Origin of the sequence: Pseudomonas sp. RA_15y_Pfl2_54 (genome assembly GCF_963971015.1) — a bacterium.
Lineage (GTDB): Bacteria > Pseudomonadota > Gammaproteobacteria > Pseudomonadales > Pseudomonadaceae > Aquipseudomonas > Aquipseudomonas baetica_A.
Genome location: NZ_CAXAPN010000012.1, coordinates 96,102 through 114,380, shown reverse-complemented (window position 1 = coordinate 114,380; position 18,279 = coordinate 96,102). Strand labels below are relative to the sequence as shown.

Below are 18,279 nucleotides of genomic sequence, written 5' to 3'. Positions count from 1 at the left end.
ATCCCTTCGGCAGCTCAAGGTGATGACAAACTGATTGCAATACGTTACTGAGAAAACCTATCATTTGCACCTGGAGTCGCATTTGCGCAAGGAGTTGCGCGCAGCCCTTATTTTTCTCACTGGCCGTGCGCCTCCAGGTACGAAACATGCCCGCTTCAGCTCGACTCGCTGCTCCCTTTCGTCCGACGCTTCTCGCCCTGCTGTGCTCCCTGACTGTCACCGCTCACGCCGCCGAAGGCGATAACAAACAACTGGTGCTCGACAACGTCAACATCAACGCTCAGGCCCCAGCGCCAGATGCCCTGCCCCCCGCCTACGCCGGTGGTCAGGTCGCTCGCGGCGGCCAATTGGGCGTGTTGGGCAATCAGGACATGATGGACGTACCCTTCAGCGCCGCGTCCTACACCGAGCAACTGATCCAGGATCAGCAGGCCGAAAACGTCGCCGATGTGCTGCTCAACGATTCCTCCGTGCGCCAGGCCTCGGGCTACGGCAACCAGGCGCAGGTTTTCATGATCCGCGGCCTACCGCTCAACAGTGACGATATTTCCTATAACGGCCTGTACGGCGTGCTGCCACGGCAGATCATTTCCACCGATGCTCTGGAGCGCGTGGAAGTGTTCAAGGGCCCGAACGCCTTTATCAATGGCGTAACCCCGACCGGCTCGGGCATCGGCGGTGGTGTCAACCTGCAACCCAAGCGCGCCGGTGACGTGCCGTTGCGTCGCTACACCACCGACATCAATAGCGAAGGGCGCATCGGTCATCACTTCGATATTGGCCAGCGTTTTGGTGAAGACAACCGTTTCGGCGCAAGGATCAATCTGTCCCAGCGCGAAGGCGATACCGCTATCGATCACCAGAACCAGCGCTCCAAACTGTTCGCCATTGGCCTGGATTACCGTGGTGATGCCCTGCGGATTTCCGGTGATTTCGCTTACCAGAAAGAGCGCGTCAACGGTGGCCGCAGCTCGGTCAACCTCGGCACTGCCACGCACATTCCGGACGCACCCTCGGCCGACACCAACTACGCGCCGAAGTGGGGCTACACCGACATCGAAGACACCTTCGGCATGCTCCGCGCCGAGTACGACCTGAACGACAACTGGACCGCCTACGCGGCCGGCGGCGCCAAGCACACCCGTGAAGTCGGGCGCTACAACTCGACCACCCTGGTCGGCAACAGCGGCGCCTCGTTCACCACCGGCTCGTTCATTCCCCACGATGAAGACAACACCAGCGTCATGGCCGGCCTCAACGGTAAATTCAATACGGGTCCGGTCAGCCATAAGCTCAACTTCGGCCTGACCGGGATCTGGGCCGAGCAGCGCAGTGCCTATGATTTCGACCTGACCCGCTACAGCAACAATATCTATCACCCGGTGCAAACCCCATCGCCGGTGGGCAACTTTGCCGGTGGCGACGTGAACGACCCGGGCATCGTCGGCAAGACCTTCAACCGCAGCCTCGCGATCTCCGACACCCTCGGTTTCTTCGATGATCGCCTGTTGATCACCGCGGGCCTGCGTCGTCAGCAACTGGTCGTGCAGGGTTACGGTTACGCCAGCTATGGCAGCGGCCCGCGCTCGTCGAGCTACGACGAATCGATCACCACGCCGGTGTACGGCATCGTGTTCAAGCCGTGGGAGCATGTGTCGTTTTACGCCAACCACATCGAAGGTCTGGCCCAGGGCCCGACCTCGCCGACCAGCTCCGGCGGCTTTCGCGTGACCAATGGCAACGAAGTCTACGCACCGGCCCGTTCCAAGCAGACCGAGGCCGGGGTGAAAGTCGACATGGGCACCTACGGCGCGAGCCTGGGTGTATACCGCATCGAGCAACCGAGCGACGGCTACTGTGAAATCGACAGCGCCAGCACCTGCACTTACGTGCGTGAAGGCGAGCAGATCAACAAAGGTGTGGAAATCAACGTGTTCGGCGAGCCGATCAACGGCCTGCGCCTGATCAGCGGCCTGACCTTGATGGACACCGAACTGAAGAACACCCTCAACGGCGCCAACGACGGCAACCGTGCCATCGGCGTGCCGACCTTCCAGTTCAACGCGGGCGTGGACTGGGATGTACCCGGCCTGCAAGGCGTTGCGCTGAATGCGCGGATGCTGCGCACCGGCGGCCAATACGCCGACGCGGCGAACAACCTCAGCCTGCCGACCTGGAACCGCTTCGACGCCGGCGCGCGTTACGCCTTCAAGGTCTCGGAAAAAGACGTGACCTTGCGTCTGGGCGTGGAGAATCTGGCGAACAAGAAATACTGGGCATCAGCTCAGGGCGGTTATCTGACGCAAGGTGAACCGCGAGTGGCGAAGTTGTCGGGCACGATCGACTTCTAAGCAACGTCGTAGCCCGAAAGAGGCCTCGCAACGTCACGGTTGCGGGGCTTTTTTCCGTCTGGCTGATCAACTGGCCACCCTCTCCTTCTGATCCATACTTGCTCCACAGCAAACGGAGGACAGGCCCATGAACCGCAGCGACATCCTGATCATCGGCGCCGGCCCCACCGGCCTGGTGCTGGCCCTGTGGCTGAGCAAACTGGGCGTGCGCGTGCGCATCATCGACAAGACTTCAGCCCCGGGCACCACCTCCCGCGCACTGGCGGTACAGGCGCGAACCCTGGAGCTGTACCGGCAACTGGACCTGGCCGACACCCTCGTACGCAACGGCCACCGAGTGGCGGCGGCAAATTTCTGGGTCAATGGCAAACCCGTTGCGCAGCTACCGCTCAACCGCATCGGCGAAGGTCTGACGCCCTACGCCTTCGTCGAAATCTTCCCGCAGGACGAACACGAACGGCTGTTGATCGAGCGTCTCGAAGACTACGGCGTCGTGGTCGAGCGTCATACCGAACTTGAGCGCTTCGAGGAAACGGGTGACGGCCTCACCGCGCATTTGCGCCTGCCCGATGGCGAGCAGGAAATCTGCCAGGCCTGTTATCTGGCGGGATGTGATGGCGCCCGTTCCGTGGTGCGCAACACCCTCGACACGGGCTTTCCCGGTGGCACCTATCAGCAGATTTTCTACGTCGCGGACGTCAAGGCCAGCGGCCCGGCGATGAATGGCGAGCTGCACCTGGATCTGGATGAAGCGGATTTTCTCGCGGTCTTCCCGTTGGCGGGCGAAGGGCGGGCGCGGTTGATCGGGACGGTGCGCGACGAACGTGCGCAGCGCGCCGAAACCCTGGCGTTTTCCGACGTCAGCCGCCGCGCCATCGAACATTTGAAAGTCCAAATCGAAGATGTCCACTGGTTCTCCACCTACCGCGTGCATCACCGCGTGGCGGAGCACTTTCGCAGCGGCCGCGCCTTTCTGCTCGGCGATGCCGCGCACGTCCACAGCCCGGCGGGCGGTCAGGGCATGAACACCGGTATTGGCGATGCGATCAATCTGGCGTGGAAACTCGCCGCCGTGCTCAGCGGCGCTGCCGAGGCCAGACTGCTCGATACTTACGAAACGGAACGCATCGCCTTCGCCCGGCGGTTGGTATCGACCACCGACAAAGTCTTCAGCTTCGTCACCGCCGAGGGGCGCATGGCCGACCTGCTGCGCACACGGCTGGCACCGTTTCTGATCCCGAAACTGGCCTCATTCGAAACGAGCCGCGAGTTCCTCTTTCGCACTGTGTCGCAAGTCACCCTCAACTACCGTGGCATGCCGCTCAGCCAAGGCGTGGCCGGCCACGTTCACGGCGGTGATCGCTTGCCGTGGGCCCATGACGGTGAGGGGGATAATTACGAGCCGCTGAGGCAGCCGTGCTGGCAGGTGCATGTGTACGGCGACACCAGCGACGAAATGATTGCCTGGTGCCACGAACATCATCTGCCGCTGCATGTGCTCGACTGGCGCCCGGCGTTTGAAACGGCGGGGTTGGCGCGTAACGGCTTCTATCTGCTGCGCCCGGACACCTACGTGGCGATTGCCGATAACAGCGCTGATCCGAAAGTGATCGAACGCTATTTCCACGATCACGGGATCAGACCATTTTTCGCCTGCACCTGACATCAATGTGGGAGCGGGCTTGCTCGCGAAAGCGGTGTATCAGCAACCAATAGTTGCCTGGTACGACGCCTTCGCGAGCAAGCCCGCTCCCACCGTCTGGATTGATGGTGTTTGTCAGATGCCGGCCAGGGCCAGGTCCATCGCAAAGTAAGTGAAGATCAGATCCGCACCGGCACGTTTGATCGCGCCGAGGCTTTCGCGCACCACGCGATCTTCATCAATCGCGCCCGCCTGAGCGCCGAACTTGATCATCGCGTACTCACCGCTGACCTGATACGCCGACAGCGGCAGGTTCGAGGCTTCACGGATGTCGCGGATGATGTCCAGATACGCACCGGCCGGTTTGACCATCAGCGCATCGGCGCCTTCCTGTTCGTCCAGCAGCGATTCGCGCAGGGCTTCGCGGCGGTTCATCGGGTTCATTTGATAGCTTTTGCGGTCGCCCTTGAGCGCGCTGCCACCGGCCTCGCGGAACGGGCCGTAAAGCGCCGAAGCGAACTTGGTCGAATAGGCCATGATCGGAATCTGCGTGAAACCGGCCGCGTCGAGCGCCTGACGAATCGCCCGCACCTGGCCGTCCATTGCCGCCGACGGCGCAATCACATCAGCGCCGGCACGGGCCGCCGCCACGGCCTGTTTGCCGAGGTTGACCAAGGTCTGGTCGTTATCCACTTCATGGTTGTGCATCACGCCGCAGTGGCCGTGATCGGTGTATTCGCAGAAGCAGGTGTCGGACATCACGATCATTTCCGGCACGGCATCCTTGGCGATGCGCGACATGCGCGAGACCAGACCGTTTTCGCGCCAGGTGTCGCTGCCGTTGCCATCCAGATGATGGGACACACCGAAGGTCATCACCGACTTGATGCCGGCGCGGGCATAACGCTCGATCTCGCCGGCCAGTTTGCGTTCGGGGATACGCATCACCCCCGGCATGCTCTTGATCGGCACGAAGTCGTCGATTTCTTCCTCGACGAAAATCGGCAGCACCAGATCGTTCAGGCTGAACTCGGTTTCCTGGAACAGACTGCGCAGGCTCGCATTGCGGCGCAGACGGCGGGGACGTGCTTCGGGGAACTGACTGGACATGGGGCTTTCCTGAAACCTGCAGATGAGACGAAAGTCGTAGGGGGCGAAGCTTATGCCTTGCGGGGGGCGCGGTACAAACCTGGATCAATCAAGAGTGCATTACCGCGTACGCAATAATCGCTGGCTTCCCCCCCGATGCATTTTGCGGTCAGAGCGTCAGCTGTCCTGCAATGCACGTCACCACAGACCCGCCAACCCAGATTTCATCGCCAAGTCGGCTGATCCGAATCCGCCCTGCCCGGCCCATGCTCAAGCCCTGACTGACCGTATAAGCGTCTGGCGCCATGCCCTCGCCCAGTAACCATTGGGCAATCCCGGCATTCAAGCTGCCGGTGGCCGGGTCCTCCGGCATCCCATCACCGCAAATAAACGCACGGACCTCGAACTGGGCCTCATCGCCGTCACGCTCAGGATTCCACGGCGCTATGACGCCTACCGCCAACCCTTGCATCTGTGAATGGTCCGGTTGCAGAGTCAGCACCTGCTGCCGGTCCTTGAGCATCACCGCCAACCACCCAGCGCCGTTGTCCACCCATTGCGCGTGGACAATGGCGTCGCCGCTAAGCCCCAGCCCCCGCTGCACCCGCGCCATGACTTCGGCCTCGACGGGGCCCGACCTTAGCAATGGCGGGGCGAGAAACGCGAGTTCTGCGCCCTCGCGGCGTATCCGTACCAGCCCGACGCCGCACTCCTGAATGATGTCATTGCCTTTGGGCACCCCACCTGCTTCCAGCCAGGCATGGCAGGTGCCGAGTGTCGGATGACCGGCAAACGGCAATTCGCTCAGGGTCGTGAAGATCCGCACCCGATAATCGGCGCGCGGATCTTGCGGTTCAAGAATGAAGGTGGTTTCACTCAAATTGGTCCAGGAGGCAAATGCGGCCATGCACTGATCGCTCAGAGCGTCGGCGCCAAAAACCACCGCCAGCGGATTGCCTTTAAGCGCTCTCTGGCTGAAAACATCGACTTGCTTGAAATCGAATGAACGCATACACCGTCCTTATTGAGGAATGCTCAAGCCACGCACCACCGCCGGCCGCGCCACAAATCGCTCCAGCACACGGGTGACATTCGGGAAATTCTGAATACCAACCAAATCACCCGCCTCGTAGAAACCAATCAAATTACGCACCCACGGGAACGTGGCGATATCAGCGATGGTGTAGCGCTCGCCCATGATCCAGTCGCGGCCTTCCAGGCGCTTGTCGAGCACGTTGAGCAGGCGTTTGCTTTCATCCACGTAGCGATCACGCGGACGTTTGTCCTCGTAATCCCTGCCGGCGAATTTATTGAAGAAACCGAGCTGGCCAAACATCGGGCCAATGCCGCCCATCTGGAACATCAGCCACTGGATGGTTTCGTAGCGCAGGGCGCCTTCCTGGGCCAGGAGCTGACCGCTCTTGTCAGCCAGATAAATCAGGATCGCGCCGGACTCGAACAGCGGCAGCGGTTGGTCCTGCGGGCCGTGGGGATCGAGAATCGCCGGGATCTTGTTGTTCGGGTTCAGCGACAGGAACTCGGCGGACAACTGATCGTTGCTGTCGAAACCGACGCGGTGCGGCTCATACGGCAGGCCGATCTCTTCAAGCATGATCGAGACTTTGACGCCGTTGGGGGTAGGCAAGGAATAGAGCTGAATCCAGTCGGGGTACTGCGCCGGCCATTTCTGGGTGATCGGGAACGCGGACAGATCGGTCATGGGAAGCATCCAGTCACAAAAGAGACCCGATCATAATGCATCAATCGTCACATCCTGCGGCTAGCGTGCAAAAGCCAGGATCGAACCAAACCGGCCTCAGGGGACTCTGAGCTATGCCTTTATTGAAAGGGACGCCGTTCACGACATGGAAAACACCCGGTGCTGGGAGCCCGAGGTGCAGAGGTTTGTCAGCCTTAACCGAATATGCTGAAGAACCTTTTATTTCATGACGAACCTGCTGAGTTTCGCCAAGCGCTTCAAACAACGCGCTTATGTGGCCCTGCCCTCGCTGCTGGCAGTCAGTGCATTGATTCTGTCACTTGAGTCCAGTGAGAGCCGCGCACAACCGGTCGACGGTACCCAGACGCTGGTGTTTTTGCGCCACGCGGAAAAACCCGAGGGCGGTCTCGGTCAGCTCAACTGCCAGGGCCTCAATCGCGCCATCGATCTATCGACGCTGCTGCCGGAAAAGTTCGGCAAGGCCAATTATGTGTTCGCCGCCAATCCGACGCGCAATGTCGAGGAAGGTGAGCTGGACAACGCCTACAGCTACATTCGTCCGCTGATGACCATCAGCCCCGCTGCGATCAAACTCGGCCTGCCCGTGAACATCGAGTTTTCGGCCAATGACACCAGCGACCTGGCCCGCGAACTGCTCGAAGACAAGTATCACAACTCGACGATCTACACCGCCTGGTCCCATGGCTATCTGCCGGAGCTGATCAACAAGGTGGCCGGCAAAGCGCTGGGCGAGAAACAGACCATCACCGATGATTGGGCCTCCAGTGATTTCGATTCGCTGTACGTGCTGACACTGACCTGGCACAACGGCAAGGCCAGTTTGCAGAGCCACAGCTACAAGCAGGGGCTGGATCATGGCAAGCAAACCTGTCCCACCTGATGGCGATGTCGTCTGATCCGGCGCTTGCTCGCGAAGAGGCCATTCAAACCAACATCAATTTTTCTGACTCACCCGCTCACGCAGATACTCAAGAACCGCCGCCCGCTCCCCGGCAAACTCGATCCGCCCGCCCTTCTTCTCCCGCTGAAACACATACATCGGGTCGTAATACTCACGCAGCAGCCCCTCGATCCAGCCGCGATGCAGATCCACCGCGCCACTGCGGGCCTGCTCGGCCAGCGCCTCTTCCATCAACGTCAACATGCGTTGATGACGTTCGCCCCCCAAACGCTTCTGCACGTTGTTCAGGCTTTCCAGCAGCCGCTGCGAAAACAGCACGAATCCATCTTCGCCATGCACCGCCGAAAATTCAGCTGACAGGTCCACCACATAGTCACGCAGAATCCGCTCGACACGATCCTCAAAACTGTCTTCCAGCCAGACCATCGGGTACTGCTGCATGCCTTGATACAGCGGCAGCGGCAACGCACAACTGCCGACCACCCGGCTTTCGTCCTCCAGCACAAACTGCTCGATGCCAGTCTCACGCTTCTTGAGGATGTCGATTGACAGACGGTTTTCAAAATCGATATTCGACGGCTGCCCGGTGGCACGTTTACCAAAACTGGAGCCGCGATGGTTGGCGTATCCTTCCAGGTCCAGCCCATTGCGCAACTGCACCAGCACTTCGGTTTTACCCGTGCCGGTCATGCCGCCCAGCAAGACGAAATCACATTGCGCGATGGCTTGCTCAAGGGTGTTGATCAGAAAACCGCGCATCGCCTTGTAGCCACCACCGACGCGTGGATAGTCGATGCCGGCCTCGTCACGCAACCACTGCTGGGTGATCTGCGAACGCAAGCCTCCTCGAAAACAATAGAGATAACCATCAGGATGGGCCCGGGCGAAGTCGGCCCAGGCCTGAATGCGCTCGGCCTTCACCGCACCGGACACCAGTTGATGGCCCAGTTCGATGGCCGCTTGCTGACCCTGCTGTTTGTAGCAGGTGCCGATTCTCTGCCGCTCGATGTCGTTCATCAGCGGCAGATTGACCACACCGGGGAACGCGCCGTGGGCAAATTCAATCGGCGCGCGGGCGTCCATCAGCGGTCGGTCGTTGAGGAAAATGTCGCGGTAATCGGTGCAGTCGCGGAGCATCAAATCACCTCGACTGCGGTGGTCTGTCGCTCAACCAGTTCGCCGATTGGCGCAAGGTTCAGGCCCAGTTCGGCGGCGACGGCGAGGAACTCGTCATTGCCTTCAGGCGTTACGGCAATCAGCAGGCCCCCGCTGGTTTGCGGGTCGCACAGCACACGCTTGTGCAGTTCCTGCACGCGGCCGACCTTGCTCGAATAGCTGTCGAAGTTGCGCAACGTGCCGCCGGGCACACAACCCTGATCAAGGTAATACTCGACGCTGTCCAGGCGTGGCACACGGTCATAGGCGATGCGCGCCGTGAGCTGGCTGCCATCGGCCATTTCCACCAGATGCCCGAGCAGGCCGAACCCCGTGACGTCGGTCATCGCGGTGACACCGGCGAGTTTGCCGAAACGGCTGCCGGGTTTGTTCAAAGTGCACATCCAGTCGCGGGCCACACCGACATCGGCGGCGCGCAACTTGCCCTTCTTTTCAGCGGTGGTGAGGATGCCGATGCCCAGCGGTTTGGTCAGGTACAGCAGGCAGCCGGCCGTGGCGGTGTCATTGCGTTTCATGTGGCGCTTTTCGACAAGACCGGTGACCGCCAGACCGAAGATCGGCTCCGGCGCATCGATCGAATGCCCGCCCGCCAGCGTAATCCCCGCCTCGTCGCACACTGCACGGCCGCCACGAATCACTTCCCGCGCCACTTCCGGCGCCAGCACATTGACCGGCCAGCCGAGGATCGCAATCGCCATCAGCGGATCACCGCCCATCGCATAGATGTCGCTGATCGCGTTGGTGGCGGCAATGCGGCCGAAGTCGAACGGGTCATCGACAATCGGCATGAAAAAGTCAGTGGTCGACACCACACCGCGCTCGGCATCGATCTCATACACCGCCGCGTCATCACGCGAGGCGTTGCCGACCCACAGTTTCGGGTCGAGGTTCTGCGCGCCGCTGCCGGCCAGGATCACCTCCAGCACCTGCGGGGAAATCTTGCAGCCGCAACCGGCGCCATGGCTGTATTGGGTCAAACGAATCGGCTCGCTCATGGGGAAGTCTCTGGCAGGGAATGGGGCGGATTCTAGCAGAGCGTGGGATGACGGATTTGTGCGGTGAATCGCAGGAGCCCATCGCGAGCGAGCCCGCCCCTATATTTGGAATGCGTGCGCCTGCGCAAGCCAGTCTGCAGGCAGAGCGAGCGCGCTCCCACTGGGGATTTTCAACGTTCAAGAAAGAATTGGTACGGCTTATGCAAACGTTTGCGAGCCGTCAATCCCGGCATTTTCGTCACAAAACCTTACAGGCCCGCAGACCCGGGCCTTGATCCGTAAAAAAGGACTTTGAATGCACAGCGCATCCCTTCTTCGCGCCCCATTTTCGCGCACGTTTGCTGTTTCCTTGCTACTGGCCGGCGTTACCGGACTTCTCAGCCAAAGTGCTCTGGCACAATCGACGCCAGCCGAAGAGTCCGCCCAAGGCGAAACCCTCAGCCCCGAAGCCAGCCCGCCGAAAAAAGGGGCGTACCTGTCGGATTGGTATAACCAGGACCTGACCCTGATCGGCAGCAAGGACATCAGCTTCGGCCCTCAACCGGCCGACGATATCTACCTGGAATACGAGTATTTCGGACGCAAAGGCCCGTTCGAGCTGTACGGCTACATTGATGTGCCAAAGATTTTCAACATCGGCAACAGCCATGACAAAGGCGTGTGGGACCACGGTTCGCCGGTGTTCATGGAGCACGAACCGCGCATCTCCATCGACTACCTCGCCGGCCGCAGCCTGGCCATCGGCCCATTCAAGGAATGGTACGTAGCGTTCGACTGGATATACGACCACGGCAGCCGCAAAGAGAACCGCGCCAACACCCTCTACAGCGGCTTCGGCACCGACATCGACACCCATTCGCGGGTCAATCTGTCGGCCAACCTGTATGGGCGTTACCAGTGGGAAAACTACGGTGCGAGCAATGAGTATTCCTGGGACGGCTACCGCGCCCAACTCAAGTACATCATCCCCATCGACAGCTACAGCAACGGCGCCTCGCTGACCTATATCGGCTTTACCAACTTCGACTTCGGCTCCGACATGCACAAGGACAATCCGGCACGCACTGCCAACGCCACGGTGGCGACCAATGTCTTGTTGTACTCGTTCACACATTTGCGCTTCACGCTGGTGGGGCGTTATTTCCACAACGGCGGCAACTGGGAGGACGGCAGTGAGTTGAACTTCGGCGACGGTAATTTCCGCGCCCGTTCCAACGGCTGGGGTTACTACGCCGGCATCGGTTATCAGTTCTGAATCCAGGAGATGTTCATGCAAACAATGATGCGAGTTTCACTGGCCGCAGCCACCCTGCTCTCTTCCACGGCGTGGGCTGTCGAAGCGCCGATCCAGCCCAAGGTTGTCCTGATCACCATGTTCGCCCCCGAGGCACAGCACTGGATTGATCGCTTGGAGCTCAAGCAGCAAATCCGCGTGCCGGGCCTGTCCGCCGAATACCCGACCATCCGCTGCAACACGCAGCAGGTGTGCCTGTTGACCACCGGCATGGGCCAGACCAACGCTGCCGCGTCGACCCTGGCACTGGCCTTGTCGCCGAAATTCGACCTGCGCAAAAGCTATTTCCTGATCGCCGGCATTGCCGGGATCAGCCCCAAACACGGCACCCTCGGCACCGCCGCGTGGGCGCATTACCTGGTGGAGTTCGGCACGCAGTGGGAGCTGGATTCACGCGACGCACCGTCGAGCTGGCCGACCGGTTATCTGGGCATCAACACCCGGGGCCCGAACGAAAAACCGCCGCTGGACTACAAGACCGAAGTCTTCGAACTCAACCCGACATTGCAGGCCAAAGCCTTCGCGCTGAGCCACGACGTGGCACTGAGCGAGAGCAAGGAATCCGCCGCGTGGCGCCTGAAATACCCCACCGCCCCGGCCAATCAGCCGCCAGTCGTCACTCGCTGCGACACACTGGCAGGCAACACCTGGTTCTCCGGCACGCGCCTGAGCGAACGGGCCGAGGTCTGGACCAAACTGTTGACCGACAACAAAGGCGAATACTGCACGACGCAACAGGAAGACAACTCGACCTATGAAGCGCTGCTGCGTGCCAGCCGCGAAGGTCTGGTCGACGTGCAGCGCCTGGCCGTGGTGCGCGCCGGCTCCGACTTCGACCGCCCGGCCCCGGGCGGCAGTGAAGTGGACAATTTGCTCAAATACGCCGATCAGGGCGGTTTTGTCCCGGCACTCGAAAACCTCTACCGCGCCGGCAATCCGCTGGTGCAAGACATCCTCAAGCACTGGTCTGCCTGGGAAAACGGCGTCCCGCAATCCTGAACCCCACGCAATACAAACGGTGGGAGCGGGCTTGCTCGCGAAAGCGTCGTATCAGTCGATATTTCTATTGCCTGACACACCGTATTCGCGAGCAAGCCCGCCCACCGTTTTGCGTTGTGGTGTATCAGGGAATCAGGGAATCAGGGAATCAGGGAATCAGGATGACCTTGTCACCACGGCCCTGATTGACCTCGGTATACCGCGCCAGGCCTTCGGCCAGCGGCGCTTCCACCAGCCCTTGGGGCAACGGCAGCAAGTCTTCATCGAAGAGGCGCCCGAATTGTTCCAACATGGCCGCGCACGCTTCAACGCCGTACAGCAGCGAGTTGATGCCGACCACCGAACCGCCCTTGCGATACAGCGCCAATGCTGGCAACTGCACATGGCCGTCGGTCGGCGCGGCGATGATGGCGATGCGGCCGAACGGCGCGAGTGCCGCAACGGAGGCCGGCAACCAGAAACCCGTGGTGTCAAAGATCACATCGGCACCGCCGGCATACACCGCGTTGACCTGCGAGCCGAGGTCTTCAGGTTTATCCAATTGCAGCGTCTGGTAGCCCTGCGCTTGCAAGTCCTTGACCTGCTCCGGCCGCCGCGCCGCTGCCAACAACTGCGCGCCGCGAACGTTGGCCAACGCCAACGCTGCCGTGGCCACCGCACCGCCGCCGATCACCAGCAAACGGGTTTCGGCGGTAACCAGACTGCGCTCCAGCGCATCCCACGCCGTGGTGTACGGCACGCCGAGGCTGGCAGCCTGGGCGAAACTCAGGTGCGACGGTTTATGCGCAACGCCCTTGATCGGGAGTTTGACGAATTGCGCATGGGAGCCATCGGCGAAAAACCCCAGCTCACGCCCGGTGCCCCAGACTTCCTGACCGATCAACGCCTGCGGGCCTTGGACCACAACCCCGGCAAAATCCCGCCCGGGAATGCGTGGCAGCGTGGTGTAGGGAAAACGCCCGAGGACGTTTTTCACGTCGCTGGGGTTCAGGCCGGCGGCCTTGATCTCGACCAATACTTCATCATCGCCGGGCACCGGGGTCGGCACTTCAACGTAGCGCAGGGAAGACAAGTCGCCGGTTTGATCGAATTGCAGTGCTTTCATGGACACATCCAGCGAATAAGAAAGAGGGATTTCAGGACAACCAACCGGCCACCAGTTGCCGGCCCATCGGCCACAACTGCTCACCCGCGAGCATGCCCAGCAAGCCAACCAGCGCAATGGCCGGTGGGGCTGGAGAACGGAAATCCATCGCACCGTAGAGCAGGCCGACACCAAGGCCGATGCCCAGCGAAATCAGGTAGTTCATGGAGAAAACTCCGCCGCGTAAAGGGAATGGGCAGAGTCTAGGGAAAGGACTTGATCGCTACCGGCCAAGGACTTCTGATTATCGGCCAAATGCCTGAAGTACGCCGACAGTCCCTGTGGCGGGCTTGCCCGCTCCCACAGGATCTGCGTTCAGTCTGCCGTGAATTGTGAAGGGGGAACACCCAGCTCCCGGCGGAACATGTCGCTGAAACTGCTCGGCGAATAGCCCAGCTCACGGGCGATGGCGCTCACGGCAACGCCTTGGATCAACTGCGCCACCGCCGTCGCCAGTTGCACTTGCCGCCGCCATTCGGCGAAGCCCATGCCCAGGCTGTCCTTGAACAACCGCGCCAATGTCCGCACGCTGGCCCCGGCGTGTTCCGCGTGCTGTTCGAAAGAAATCTCCAGCGACGGTGCGGCCATCACCGCCTGACACACATTCATCAAGCGCCGGTCGGAATCGTCCGGCAAGGGGATCTTCAACGGCGAACGCCTGGCGCGTTTGAGCTCCAGCAAGGCCAGACCGACCATCGCCTCGTAGTAGGCCGGCTCACCACTGTCGCCTTGCTCCACCAGCCCGACGATCAACTCACGCAGCAACCCGCCGACCTCGATCACCTGCACCGTCTCATCCAGTGTCGCCGCGAGCGCCGGACGCCAGTAGATATTGCGCATCTGCAAATCCGACACCACGCGAATCCCGTGCGGTACCCCGGGCGGCAACCACACCGCCCGCTGCGGCGGCACCACCAGCGCCTCGTGCGGGGTTTCAACCCACATCACCCCGCTCATCGCATACAACAGCTGCCCCCAGACATGCTCATGCGGCTCGATATACAAACCACGCGGATACGTGCGCGCCAGCGGCTGCACGGGTACATCGGTGTCACTGAGATCGGGGGGCGCGGCGAGGGCCATGGCGAGCATTCATTGGGGTTGGCGAAGGCGTCATGGTAACCAGTGCGCCACCGCGTCGCCATGGATAGATACCGTCCGACAATCCGAGTGAATTTTCCGCTCGCGCCGCGATCCTTCTATTACCACAGGGAGGATTACGGGCTTTATGAACAACGCAAAACTGTTTGTCATCGATTACACCCTTCACGGCACGCCCAAGTCGTTCATTATCCGCTCGGACAAAATGGACAACGCCGAGGCGTGGCACTGGGCGAGCTGCGACGCGGGAGTGGGTCGAATTCCGCGCTTCGGTCGCGAAAAGGTGCAGAAGACCAGCAAACCTATGGCGGAAAAATTCGGCGTGGAAAACGTCATGTGGCGACCGGCGAGCTAGGCTTTGCCTGGCGATTGGAAAAAATCGGGGGGGAATGCACCATGAGCACCATCAGCAGTCCGGCGCATCTGGATTACGGCCTGGACACACTGTTCGGTCGTATCACCAAAAGTGTCGATTGTCAGGTAGGGCTGGAAGCTGTCGAAGACGACCCGTTCAGCTTCGCCCTGCGCGTGTCAGCGCCGCTCCCCGACAGCCTTGACCAAGCGAAAACCGTGGTGGTCAGGGTTGAAGGCCGACGATTGCAAGGCACAGTGCGGCATACCGAACGGCAGGATGACGACAGCCTGAAACTGCAAGTGGAGCCTGATTAGGCTCCACTTTTTGTGAGCGGTCGTTAGCCGTGTGCGCATTTACAGCCCTTGCTTGAACACGCCTCACCATGTTCGTGGTGCTTGGCACAGCCTTCGCAGCAGTAGTGCTTGCCGTGGCAAGCAATCGGATGTTCACCGAGCTTGCAGTTGCATTTAGGACAGTCACAGGTGCTTTCAGAAGTAACAGGCATGGGACAGACTCCTTCAGTGGTGGTTGTCTGAGGCTTGAAGGGCAGGCCATAGCAATCAGTGTAGGAGCTGTCGAGGGCTGCGATCTTTTGATTTGGTTTTTCCGCGGATTTGAGCTTGAGGTTTGTGAGCATATCCGTTGCCGCGGCAACGCCTGCTCAGGGTTGCCCAAAGCAACGGATATTCACCCATCCCGTCATGCCACAGCAAACACCTCGACCAAACGCTCAGCAATATGCTGCTGCGCCTCTTGAGCCTCATCGATAATCGCGCCCATGCGCATGAAGTCGTGGGTCATGCCCTCATAAACCTTCAATTGCACCTCAACCCCCGCCGCCTGCAAATGACGCGCATACGCCACGCCCTCGTCGTGCAACGGATCACACTCGGCCAGCACCAACAGCACCGGCGCGACATTGGCGTTGACCTGCGCCAGCAACGGCGAAAACCGAGGATCGAGACGATCGCTGACATCACGCTGATAGTGCTCGTAGAACCAATGCAGCGAATCTTTCTCCAGCAAATGCCCTTCGCCAAAACGCTCGATCGACGGCGTGCTGCGACTGGCATCCGTGACCGGATAAATCAGCACCTGCAAGCGCGGCTGCACGGCGGCGCCCGCCAGTTGCGCGGCGAGTACCGTGGCCAGGCTGCCGCCGACACTGTCACCGGCTATCGCCAGGCGCGAGGCGTCGATGCCCATATCCTCGGCACTGACCACCAGCCAATCCCAGGCATCCCGGGCATCATCGGCCGCCGTTGGAAAGCGAAACTGCGGCGCCAACCGATAAGCCACCGACAGCACCACACAATCGGCCATCGACGCCAATGCCCGGCAAAGCGAATCATGGGAATCGAGGCTGCCGACCACATAACCCCCGCCGTGGAAATACAACAGCGCCGGACGTCCGGCACCTGCATACAAGGGCTGATTGCTGTAGATCCGTGCGTTCAGGCGCGTACCATCGCGCACGGGTAATTGCAGTTCATCCACCACTTGCAAGTCTTCGCCGCCGGCATCCATCAACAGTGACGACCGATCAAATTGCTCGCGGGCTTCTGCCGGGCTCAGCTCATGCATGCCAACACGTTTGCCACTGGCACGGCCGTTACCGACCAGTTGCAGGAATGCGGCGATATCAGGGTTCAAAGGCATTTAATTCTCCAAAAGCATTCGCACGCGATGAGCGCCCGAATGCTTTCTTTCCGGTTTCAGAGCAAATTTCAGGACATGGCTACTGGTTCAACGATCTCGCCGAGCATTTCTTCAGCCTCGGACAGGAAAGTTTCATCGCGCGGGATCTGGAAGTGCCCGCAATCGAGCCATTCGCCGCCCATGCCCGGCTGTCCGAGTTGCGCCGCCAGTTCCACGGCCTCCTCTTCGCGCCCCAGTGTCCACCAGCAGATGGGGTTGAGCGCCAACGGTGCACAGCGATCCAGTTGCAACGACAGTTGCTTGAGTCGACGCGCCACGCTGAACACATGGGCCAGTTCATCGGCGCCCAGTGCCACGTAGGTCGAAGCCCCACGGTCGGCACTCATGGCCCCGGCGAACAAAGCGCGCAGGTTCTGCGGCGTTTCTTCACCATCGATGCTCAAGCCCGGCGCAGCGCCCGGCAGGGTCACCCGCAGGAAGTCACGCAGATCAGCCTGCCAATCATCCACCGTGCCTTCGTTGACCTTGGCCGACGGTACGAAGCTGTCCACCAGACCAACGAACTTGACTGTCTGGCCGACCTGTTCGAGTTGCGCGGCCATCAACATCGCCAACGTCCCACCCAGCGACCAGCCCAACAGGTAATACGGCCCGTCTGGCTGTTTCTCACGGATCTGCGCCACATAATCGCTGGCCATGTCCTGCAACGACACATCGTTGAACGCCGGATCCAGCAGCATGCGCGACTGAATCGCCAACACCTGCCGGCGCCCGCTCAAGCGGCGCGCCAATGGTTCGTAGTCGAACACCGTACCGAAGCCGGCGTGAATGCAGAACAACGGCGCAACGCCCTTGACCTCAGCGTTCATCGCCAGCAACCCGGAGGCTTTTTCAGCGGATCCCTGCACACTGGCAACCAGTTCGGCGATGCTCGGTTTCTGCATCAGGTCGCGCAGTTTCAGGCTCAGCCCTTGAGCTTTCAGCACGCGACTGCGCGCCACCACTTGCAGGCTGAGAATCGAATCACCGCCCAGTTCGAAGAAGTTATCGGTGAGGCCGACGCGTTCGATTTTCAGCACCTCTTGCCAGATCTTCGCCATGGCCCGCTCAAGCTCGGTGCGCGGCGCCACGTAATCCTGACGTTGTTCGGCGTCGGGGCTGGGCAGGGCTTTGCGGTCGAGTTTGCCATTTGGGGTCAGCGGCATGCGCTCTAGCAACATCAGGTGCGCAGGCACCATGTAGTCCGGCAGGCTGGCCTTGAGCTGCTCGCGCAAGCGTTCGCACAAGCCGTCCGTTGCCGTTTCGGCTGTGGCCAGTACAAAACCGAGCAACTGCTTGCCGCTGACACCCTCGCGGGCCACCACGGCGGCGTCACGCACCCCCGGTTGTTGCTTGAGGCGCGCTTCGACTTCGCCCAACTCGATGCGGAAACCACGGATCTTCACTTGATGGTCGATCCGACCCAGATAGTCGACAGTGCCGTCCTCACGCTGGCGAACCAGGTCGCCGGTACGGTACAGGCGACTGCCATCAGCGCTGAACGGGTTGGCCACGAAACGCTCCGCAGTGCCGCCGGCACGTCCCAGATACCCACGGGCCAACGCGCCGCCCAGGTACAGCTCACCGGCAAGGCCCACCGGCAGCGGATTGAGGTCGGCGTCGAGCACATGACCGCAGCGCTCACCGACCACATTGCCGATTGGCGCATAGGCCGCACCGCACTGATCGTCAGCGCCGGCCTTCCAGATCAGGGGCGTAACCACGGTTTCGGTCGGGCCATAGCCATTGATGATGTATTGCGGTTTCAGTGCCCGTTTCGCCAGCTCGAAACT

General features: G+C 60.8%; 18 protein-coding genes (1 of these 18 cut by a window edge). 7 read left to right on the top strand and 11 right to left on the bottom strand.

Annotated features, from left to right (window positions below):
• The first annotated feature begins 146 nt into the window (after window positions 1-146).
• Together AACY50_RS11260 and AACY50_RS11255 are read left to right on the top strand one after the other, a co-directional pair.
• Window positions 147-2,351: a TonB-dependent receptor gene (locus AACY50_RS11260; RefSeq protein ID WP_339464936.1), complete on the top strand. Its 2,205-nt coding sequence runs from the start codon at window positions 147-149 to the stop codon at window positions 2,349-2,351.
• A gap of 127 nt (window positions 2,352-2,478) precedes the next feature.
• Window positions 2,479-4,014 carry an FAD-dependent oxidoreductase gene (locus AACY50_RS11255; protein WP_339538569.1) on the top strand — a complete coding sequence of 512 codons (1,536 nt, stop codon included), beginning with the start codon at window positions 2,479-2,481 and terminating at the stop codon, window positions 4,012-4,014.
• 114 nt (window positions 4,015-4,128) lie between these two features.
• Here the strand turns inward: AACY50_RS11255 and hemB are convergent, their stop codons facing one another.
• The 3 genes from hemB to AACY50_RS11240 all read right to left on the bottom strand — a co-directional run bounded on the left by hemB (window position 4,129) and on the right by AACY50_RS11240 (window position 6,802).
• A complete protein-coding gene (hemB, locus tag AACY50_RS11250; protein ID WP_221734359.1) occupies window positions 4,129-5,103 on the bottom strand; it encodes a porphobilinogen synthase in 975 nt (324 codons plus the stop codon).
• Between the two features lie 148 nt (window positions 5,104-5,251).
• Window positions 5,252-6,094: a PhzF family phenazine biosynthesis protein gene (locus AACY50_RS11245; protein WP_339538568.1), complete on the bottom strand. Its 843-nt coding sequence runs from the start codon at window positions 6,092-6,094 to the stop codon at window positions 5,252-5,254.
• A 9-nt stretch (window positions 6,095-6,103) separates the two neighbouring features.
• The gene (locus tag AACY50_RS11240) at window positions 6,104-6,802 is read right to left on the bottom strand and encodes a glutathione binding-like protein (RefSeq protein ID WP_339464941.1); all 699 of its coding nucleotides are present in this window, start codon (window positions 6,800-6,802) and stop codon (window positions 6,104-6,106) included.
• Between the two features lie 226 nt (window positions 6,803-7,028).
• Between AACY50_RS11240 and AACY50_RS11235 the strand changes: the two genes are divergently transcribed.
• Window positions 7,029-7,703: a histidine phosphatase family protein gene (locus AACY50_RS11235; RefSeq protein ID WP_339431917.1), complete on the top strand. Its 675-nt coding sequence runs from the start codon at window positions 7,029-7,031 to the stop codon at window positions 7,701-7,703.
• Between the two features lie 54 nt (window positions 7,704-7,757).
• On the opposite strand, the gene mnmH is transcribed toward AACY50_RS11235, so the two are convergent.
• Window positions 7,758-8,861: a tRNA 2-selenouridine(34) synthase MnmH gene (gene mnmH, locus AACY50_RS11230; RefSeq protein ID WP_339493797.1), complete on the bottom strand. Its 1,104-nt coding sequence runs from the start codon at window positions 8,859-8,861 to the stop codon at window positions 7,758-7,760.
• Window positions 8,861-9,895 (bottom strand): selenide, water dikinase SelD, encoded by a 1,035-nt coding sequence (selD, locus tag AACY50_RS11225; RefSeq protein ID WP_339431915.1) that lies wholly within the window; start codon window positions 9,893-9,895, stop codon window positions 8,861-8,863. The genes mnmH and selD overlap by 1 nt, the downstream gene beginning before the upstream one ends.
• Window positions 9,896-10,190: 295 nt before the next feature.
• On the opposite strand from selD, the gene AACY50_RS11220 reads away from it, so the two are divergent.
• Window positions 10,191-11,150, top strand: a complete 960-nt coding sequence (locus tag AACY50_RS11220; protein ID WP_339431914.1) for a nucleoside-specific channel-forming protein Tsx — start codon at window positions 10,191-10,193, stop codon at window positions 11,148-11,150.
• Window positions 11,151-11,165: 15 nt separating this feature from the next.
• Entirely contained in the window at window positions 11,166-12,188 is a 1,023-nt protein-coding gene (locus tag AACY50_RS11215; protein ID WP_339538566.1) for a purine-nucleoside phosphorylase, read from the top strand.
• Between the two features lie 148 nt (window positions 12,189-12,336).
• On the opposite strand, the gene AACY50_RS11210 is transcribed toward AACY50_RS11215, so the two are convergent.
• The 3 genes from AACY50_RS11210 to AACY50_RS11200 all read right to left on the bottom strand — a co-directional run bounded on the left by AACY50_RS11210 (window position 12,337) and on the right by AACY50_RS11200 (window position 14,424).
• Window positions 12,337-13,293 carry a quinone oxidoreductase family protein gene (locus AACY50_RS11210; protein ID WP_339538565.1) on the bottom strand — a complete coding sequence of 319 codons (957 nt, stop codon included), beginning with the start codon at window positions 13,291-13,293 and terminating at the stop codon, window positions 12,337-12,339.
• A gap of 31 nt (window positions 13,294-13,324) precedes the next feature.
• Window positions 13,325-13,498, bottom strand: coding sequence for a DUF1427 family protein (locus AACY50_RS11205; RefSeq protein WP_339538564.1), 174 nt, complete (start codon window positions 13,496-13,498; stop codon window positions 13,325-13,327).
• A 149-nt stretch (window positions 13,499-13,647) separates the two neighbouring features.
• Entirely contained in the window at window positions 13,648-14,424 is a 777-nt protein-coding gene (locus AACY50_RS11200; RefSeq protein WP_339493801.1) for an AraC family transcriptional regulator, read from the bottom strand.
• Window positions 14,425-14,560: 136 nt separating this feature from the next.
• On the opposite strand from AACY50_RS11200, the gene AACY50_RS11195 reads away from it, so the two are divergent.
• Together AACY50_RS11195 and AACY50_RS11190 are read left to right on the top strand one after the other, a co-directional pair.
• Window positions 14,561-14,788, top strand: a complete 228-nt coding sequence (locus tag AACY50_RS11195; protein WP_221734424.1) for a DUF6555 family protein — start codon at window positions 14,561-14,563, stop codon at window positions 14,786-14,788.
• A 41-nt stretch (window positions 14,789-14,829) separates the two neighbouring features.
• Window positions 14,830-15,102 carry a hypothetical protein gene (locus tag AACY50_RS11190; protein WP_339431910.1) on the top strand — a complete coding sequence of 91 codons (273 nt, stop codon included), beginning with the start codon at window positions 14,830-14,832 and terminating at the stop codon, window positions 15,100-15,102.
• 23 nt (window positions 15,103-15,125) lie between these two features.
• On the opposite strand, the gene AACY50_RS11185 is transcribed toward AACY50_RS11190, so the two are convergent.
• From AACY50_RS11185 to AACY50_RS11175, 3 genes are all read right to left on the bottom strand, one after another.
• Window positions 15,126-15,293, bottom strand: a complete 168-nt coding sequence (locus AACY50_RS11185) for a metallothionein (protein ID WP_339431909.1) — start codon at window positions 15,291-15,293, stop codon at window positions 15,126-15,128.
• A gap of 194 nt (window positions 15,294-15,487) precedes the next feature.
• Entirely contained in the window at window positions 15,488-16,447 is a 960-nt protein-coding gene (locus AACY50_RS11180; RefSeq protein ID WP_339431908.1) for an alpha/beta hydrolase, read from the bottom strand.
• Between the two features lie 68 nt (window positions 16,448-16,515).
• Window positions 16,516-18,279, bottom strand: the 3' end of a protein-coding gene (locus tag AACY50_RS11175) for a non-ribosomal peptide synthase/polyketide synthase (protein WP_339538563.1). 13,239 nt of this gene lie beyond the right edge of the window; only the last 1,764 of its 15,003 coding nucleotides appear in the window; the start codon falls outside the window, past its right edge — the gene reads right to left on this strand; its stop codon occupies window positions 16,516-16,518.

Excerpts from the sequence above, each read along its gene's own strand:
- selD (WP_339431915.1), bottom strand. The coding sequence starts at position 9,895 with ATGAGCGAGCCGATTCGTTTGACCCAATACAGCCATGGCGCCGGTTGC.
- AACY50_RS11205 (WP_339538564.1), bottom strand. The coding sequence starts at position 13,498 with ATGAACTACCTGATTTCGCTGGGCATCGGCCTTGGTGTCGGCCTGCTC.
- AACY50_RS11220 (WP_339431914.1), top strand. The coding sequence starts at position 10,191 with ATGCACAGCGCATCCCTTCTTCGCGCCCCATTTTCGCGCACGTTTGCT.
- AACY50_RS11235 (WP_339431917.1), top strand. The coding sequence starts at position 7,029 with ATGACGAACCTGCTGAGTTTCGCCAAGCGCTTCAAACAACGCGCTTAT.
- hemB (WP_221734359.1), bottom strand. The coding sequence starts at position 5,103 with ATGTCCAGTCAGTTCCCCGAAGCACGTCCCCGCCGTCTGCGCCGCAAT.
- AACY50_RS11215 (WP_339538566.1), top strand. The coding sequence starts at position 11,166 with ATGCAAACAATGATGCGAGTTTCACTGGCCGCAGCCACCCTGCTCTCT.
- mnmH (WP_339493797.1), bottom strand. The coding sequence starts at position 8,861 with ATGCTCCGCGACTGCACCGATTACCGCGACATTTTCCTCAACGACCGA.
- AACY50_RS11200 (WP_339493801.1), bottom strand. The coding sequence starts at position 14,424 with ATGCTCGCCATGGCCCTCGCCGCGCCCCCCGATCTCAGTGACACCGAT.
- AACY50_RS11185 (WP_339431909.1), bottom strand. The coding sequence starts at position 15,293 with ATGCCTGTTACTTCTGAAAGCACCTGTGACTGTCCTAAATGCAACTGC.
- AACY50_RS11190 (WP_339431910.1), top strand. The coding sequence starts at position 14,830 with ATGAGCACCATCAGCAGTCCGGCGCATCTGGATTACGGCCTGGACACA.
- AACY50_RS11195 (WP_221734424.1), top strand. The coding sequence starts at position 14,561 with ATGAACAACGCAAAACTGTTTGTCATCGATTACACCCTTCACGGCACG.
- AACY50_RS11255 (WP_339538569.1), top strand. The coding sequence starts at position 2,479 with ATGAACCGCAGCGACATCCTGATCATCGGCGCCGGCCCCACCGGCCTG.
- AACY50_RS11180 (WP_339431908.1), bottom strand. The coding sequence starts at position 16,447 with ATGCCTTTGAACCCTGATATCGCCGCATTCCTGCAACTGGTCGGTAAC.
- AACY50_RS11210 (WP_339538565.1), bottom strand. The coding sequence starts at position 13,293 with ATGAAAGCACTGCAATTCGATCAAACCGGCGACTTGTCTTCCCTGCGC.
- AACY50_RS11240 (WP_339464941.1), bottom strand. The coding sequence starts at position 6,802 with ATGACCGATCTGTCCGCGTTCCCGATCACCCAGAAATGGCCGGCGCAG.
- AACY50_RS11245 (WP_339538568.1), bottom strand. The coding sequence starts at position 6,094 with ATGCGTTCATTCGATTTCAAGCAAGTCGATGTTTTCAGCCAGAGAGCG.
- AACY50_RS11260 (WP_339464936.1), top strand. The coding sequence starts at position 147 with ATGCCCGCTTCAGCTCGACTCGCTGCTCCCTTTCGTCCGACGCTTCTC.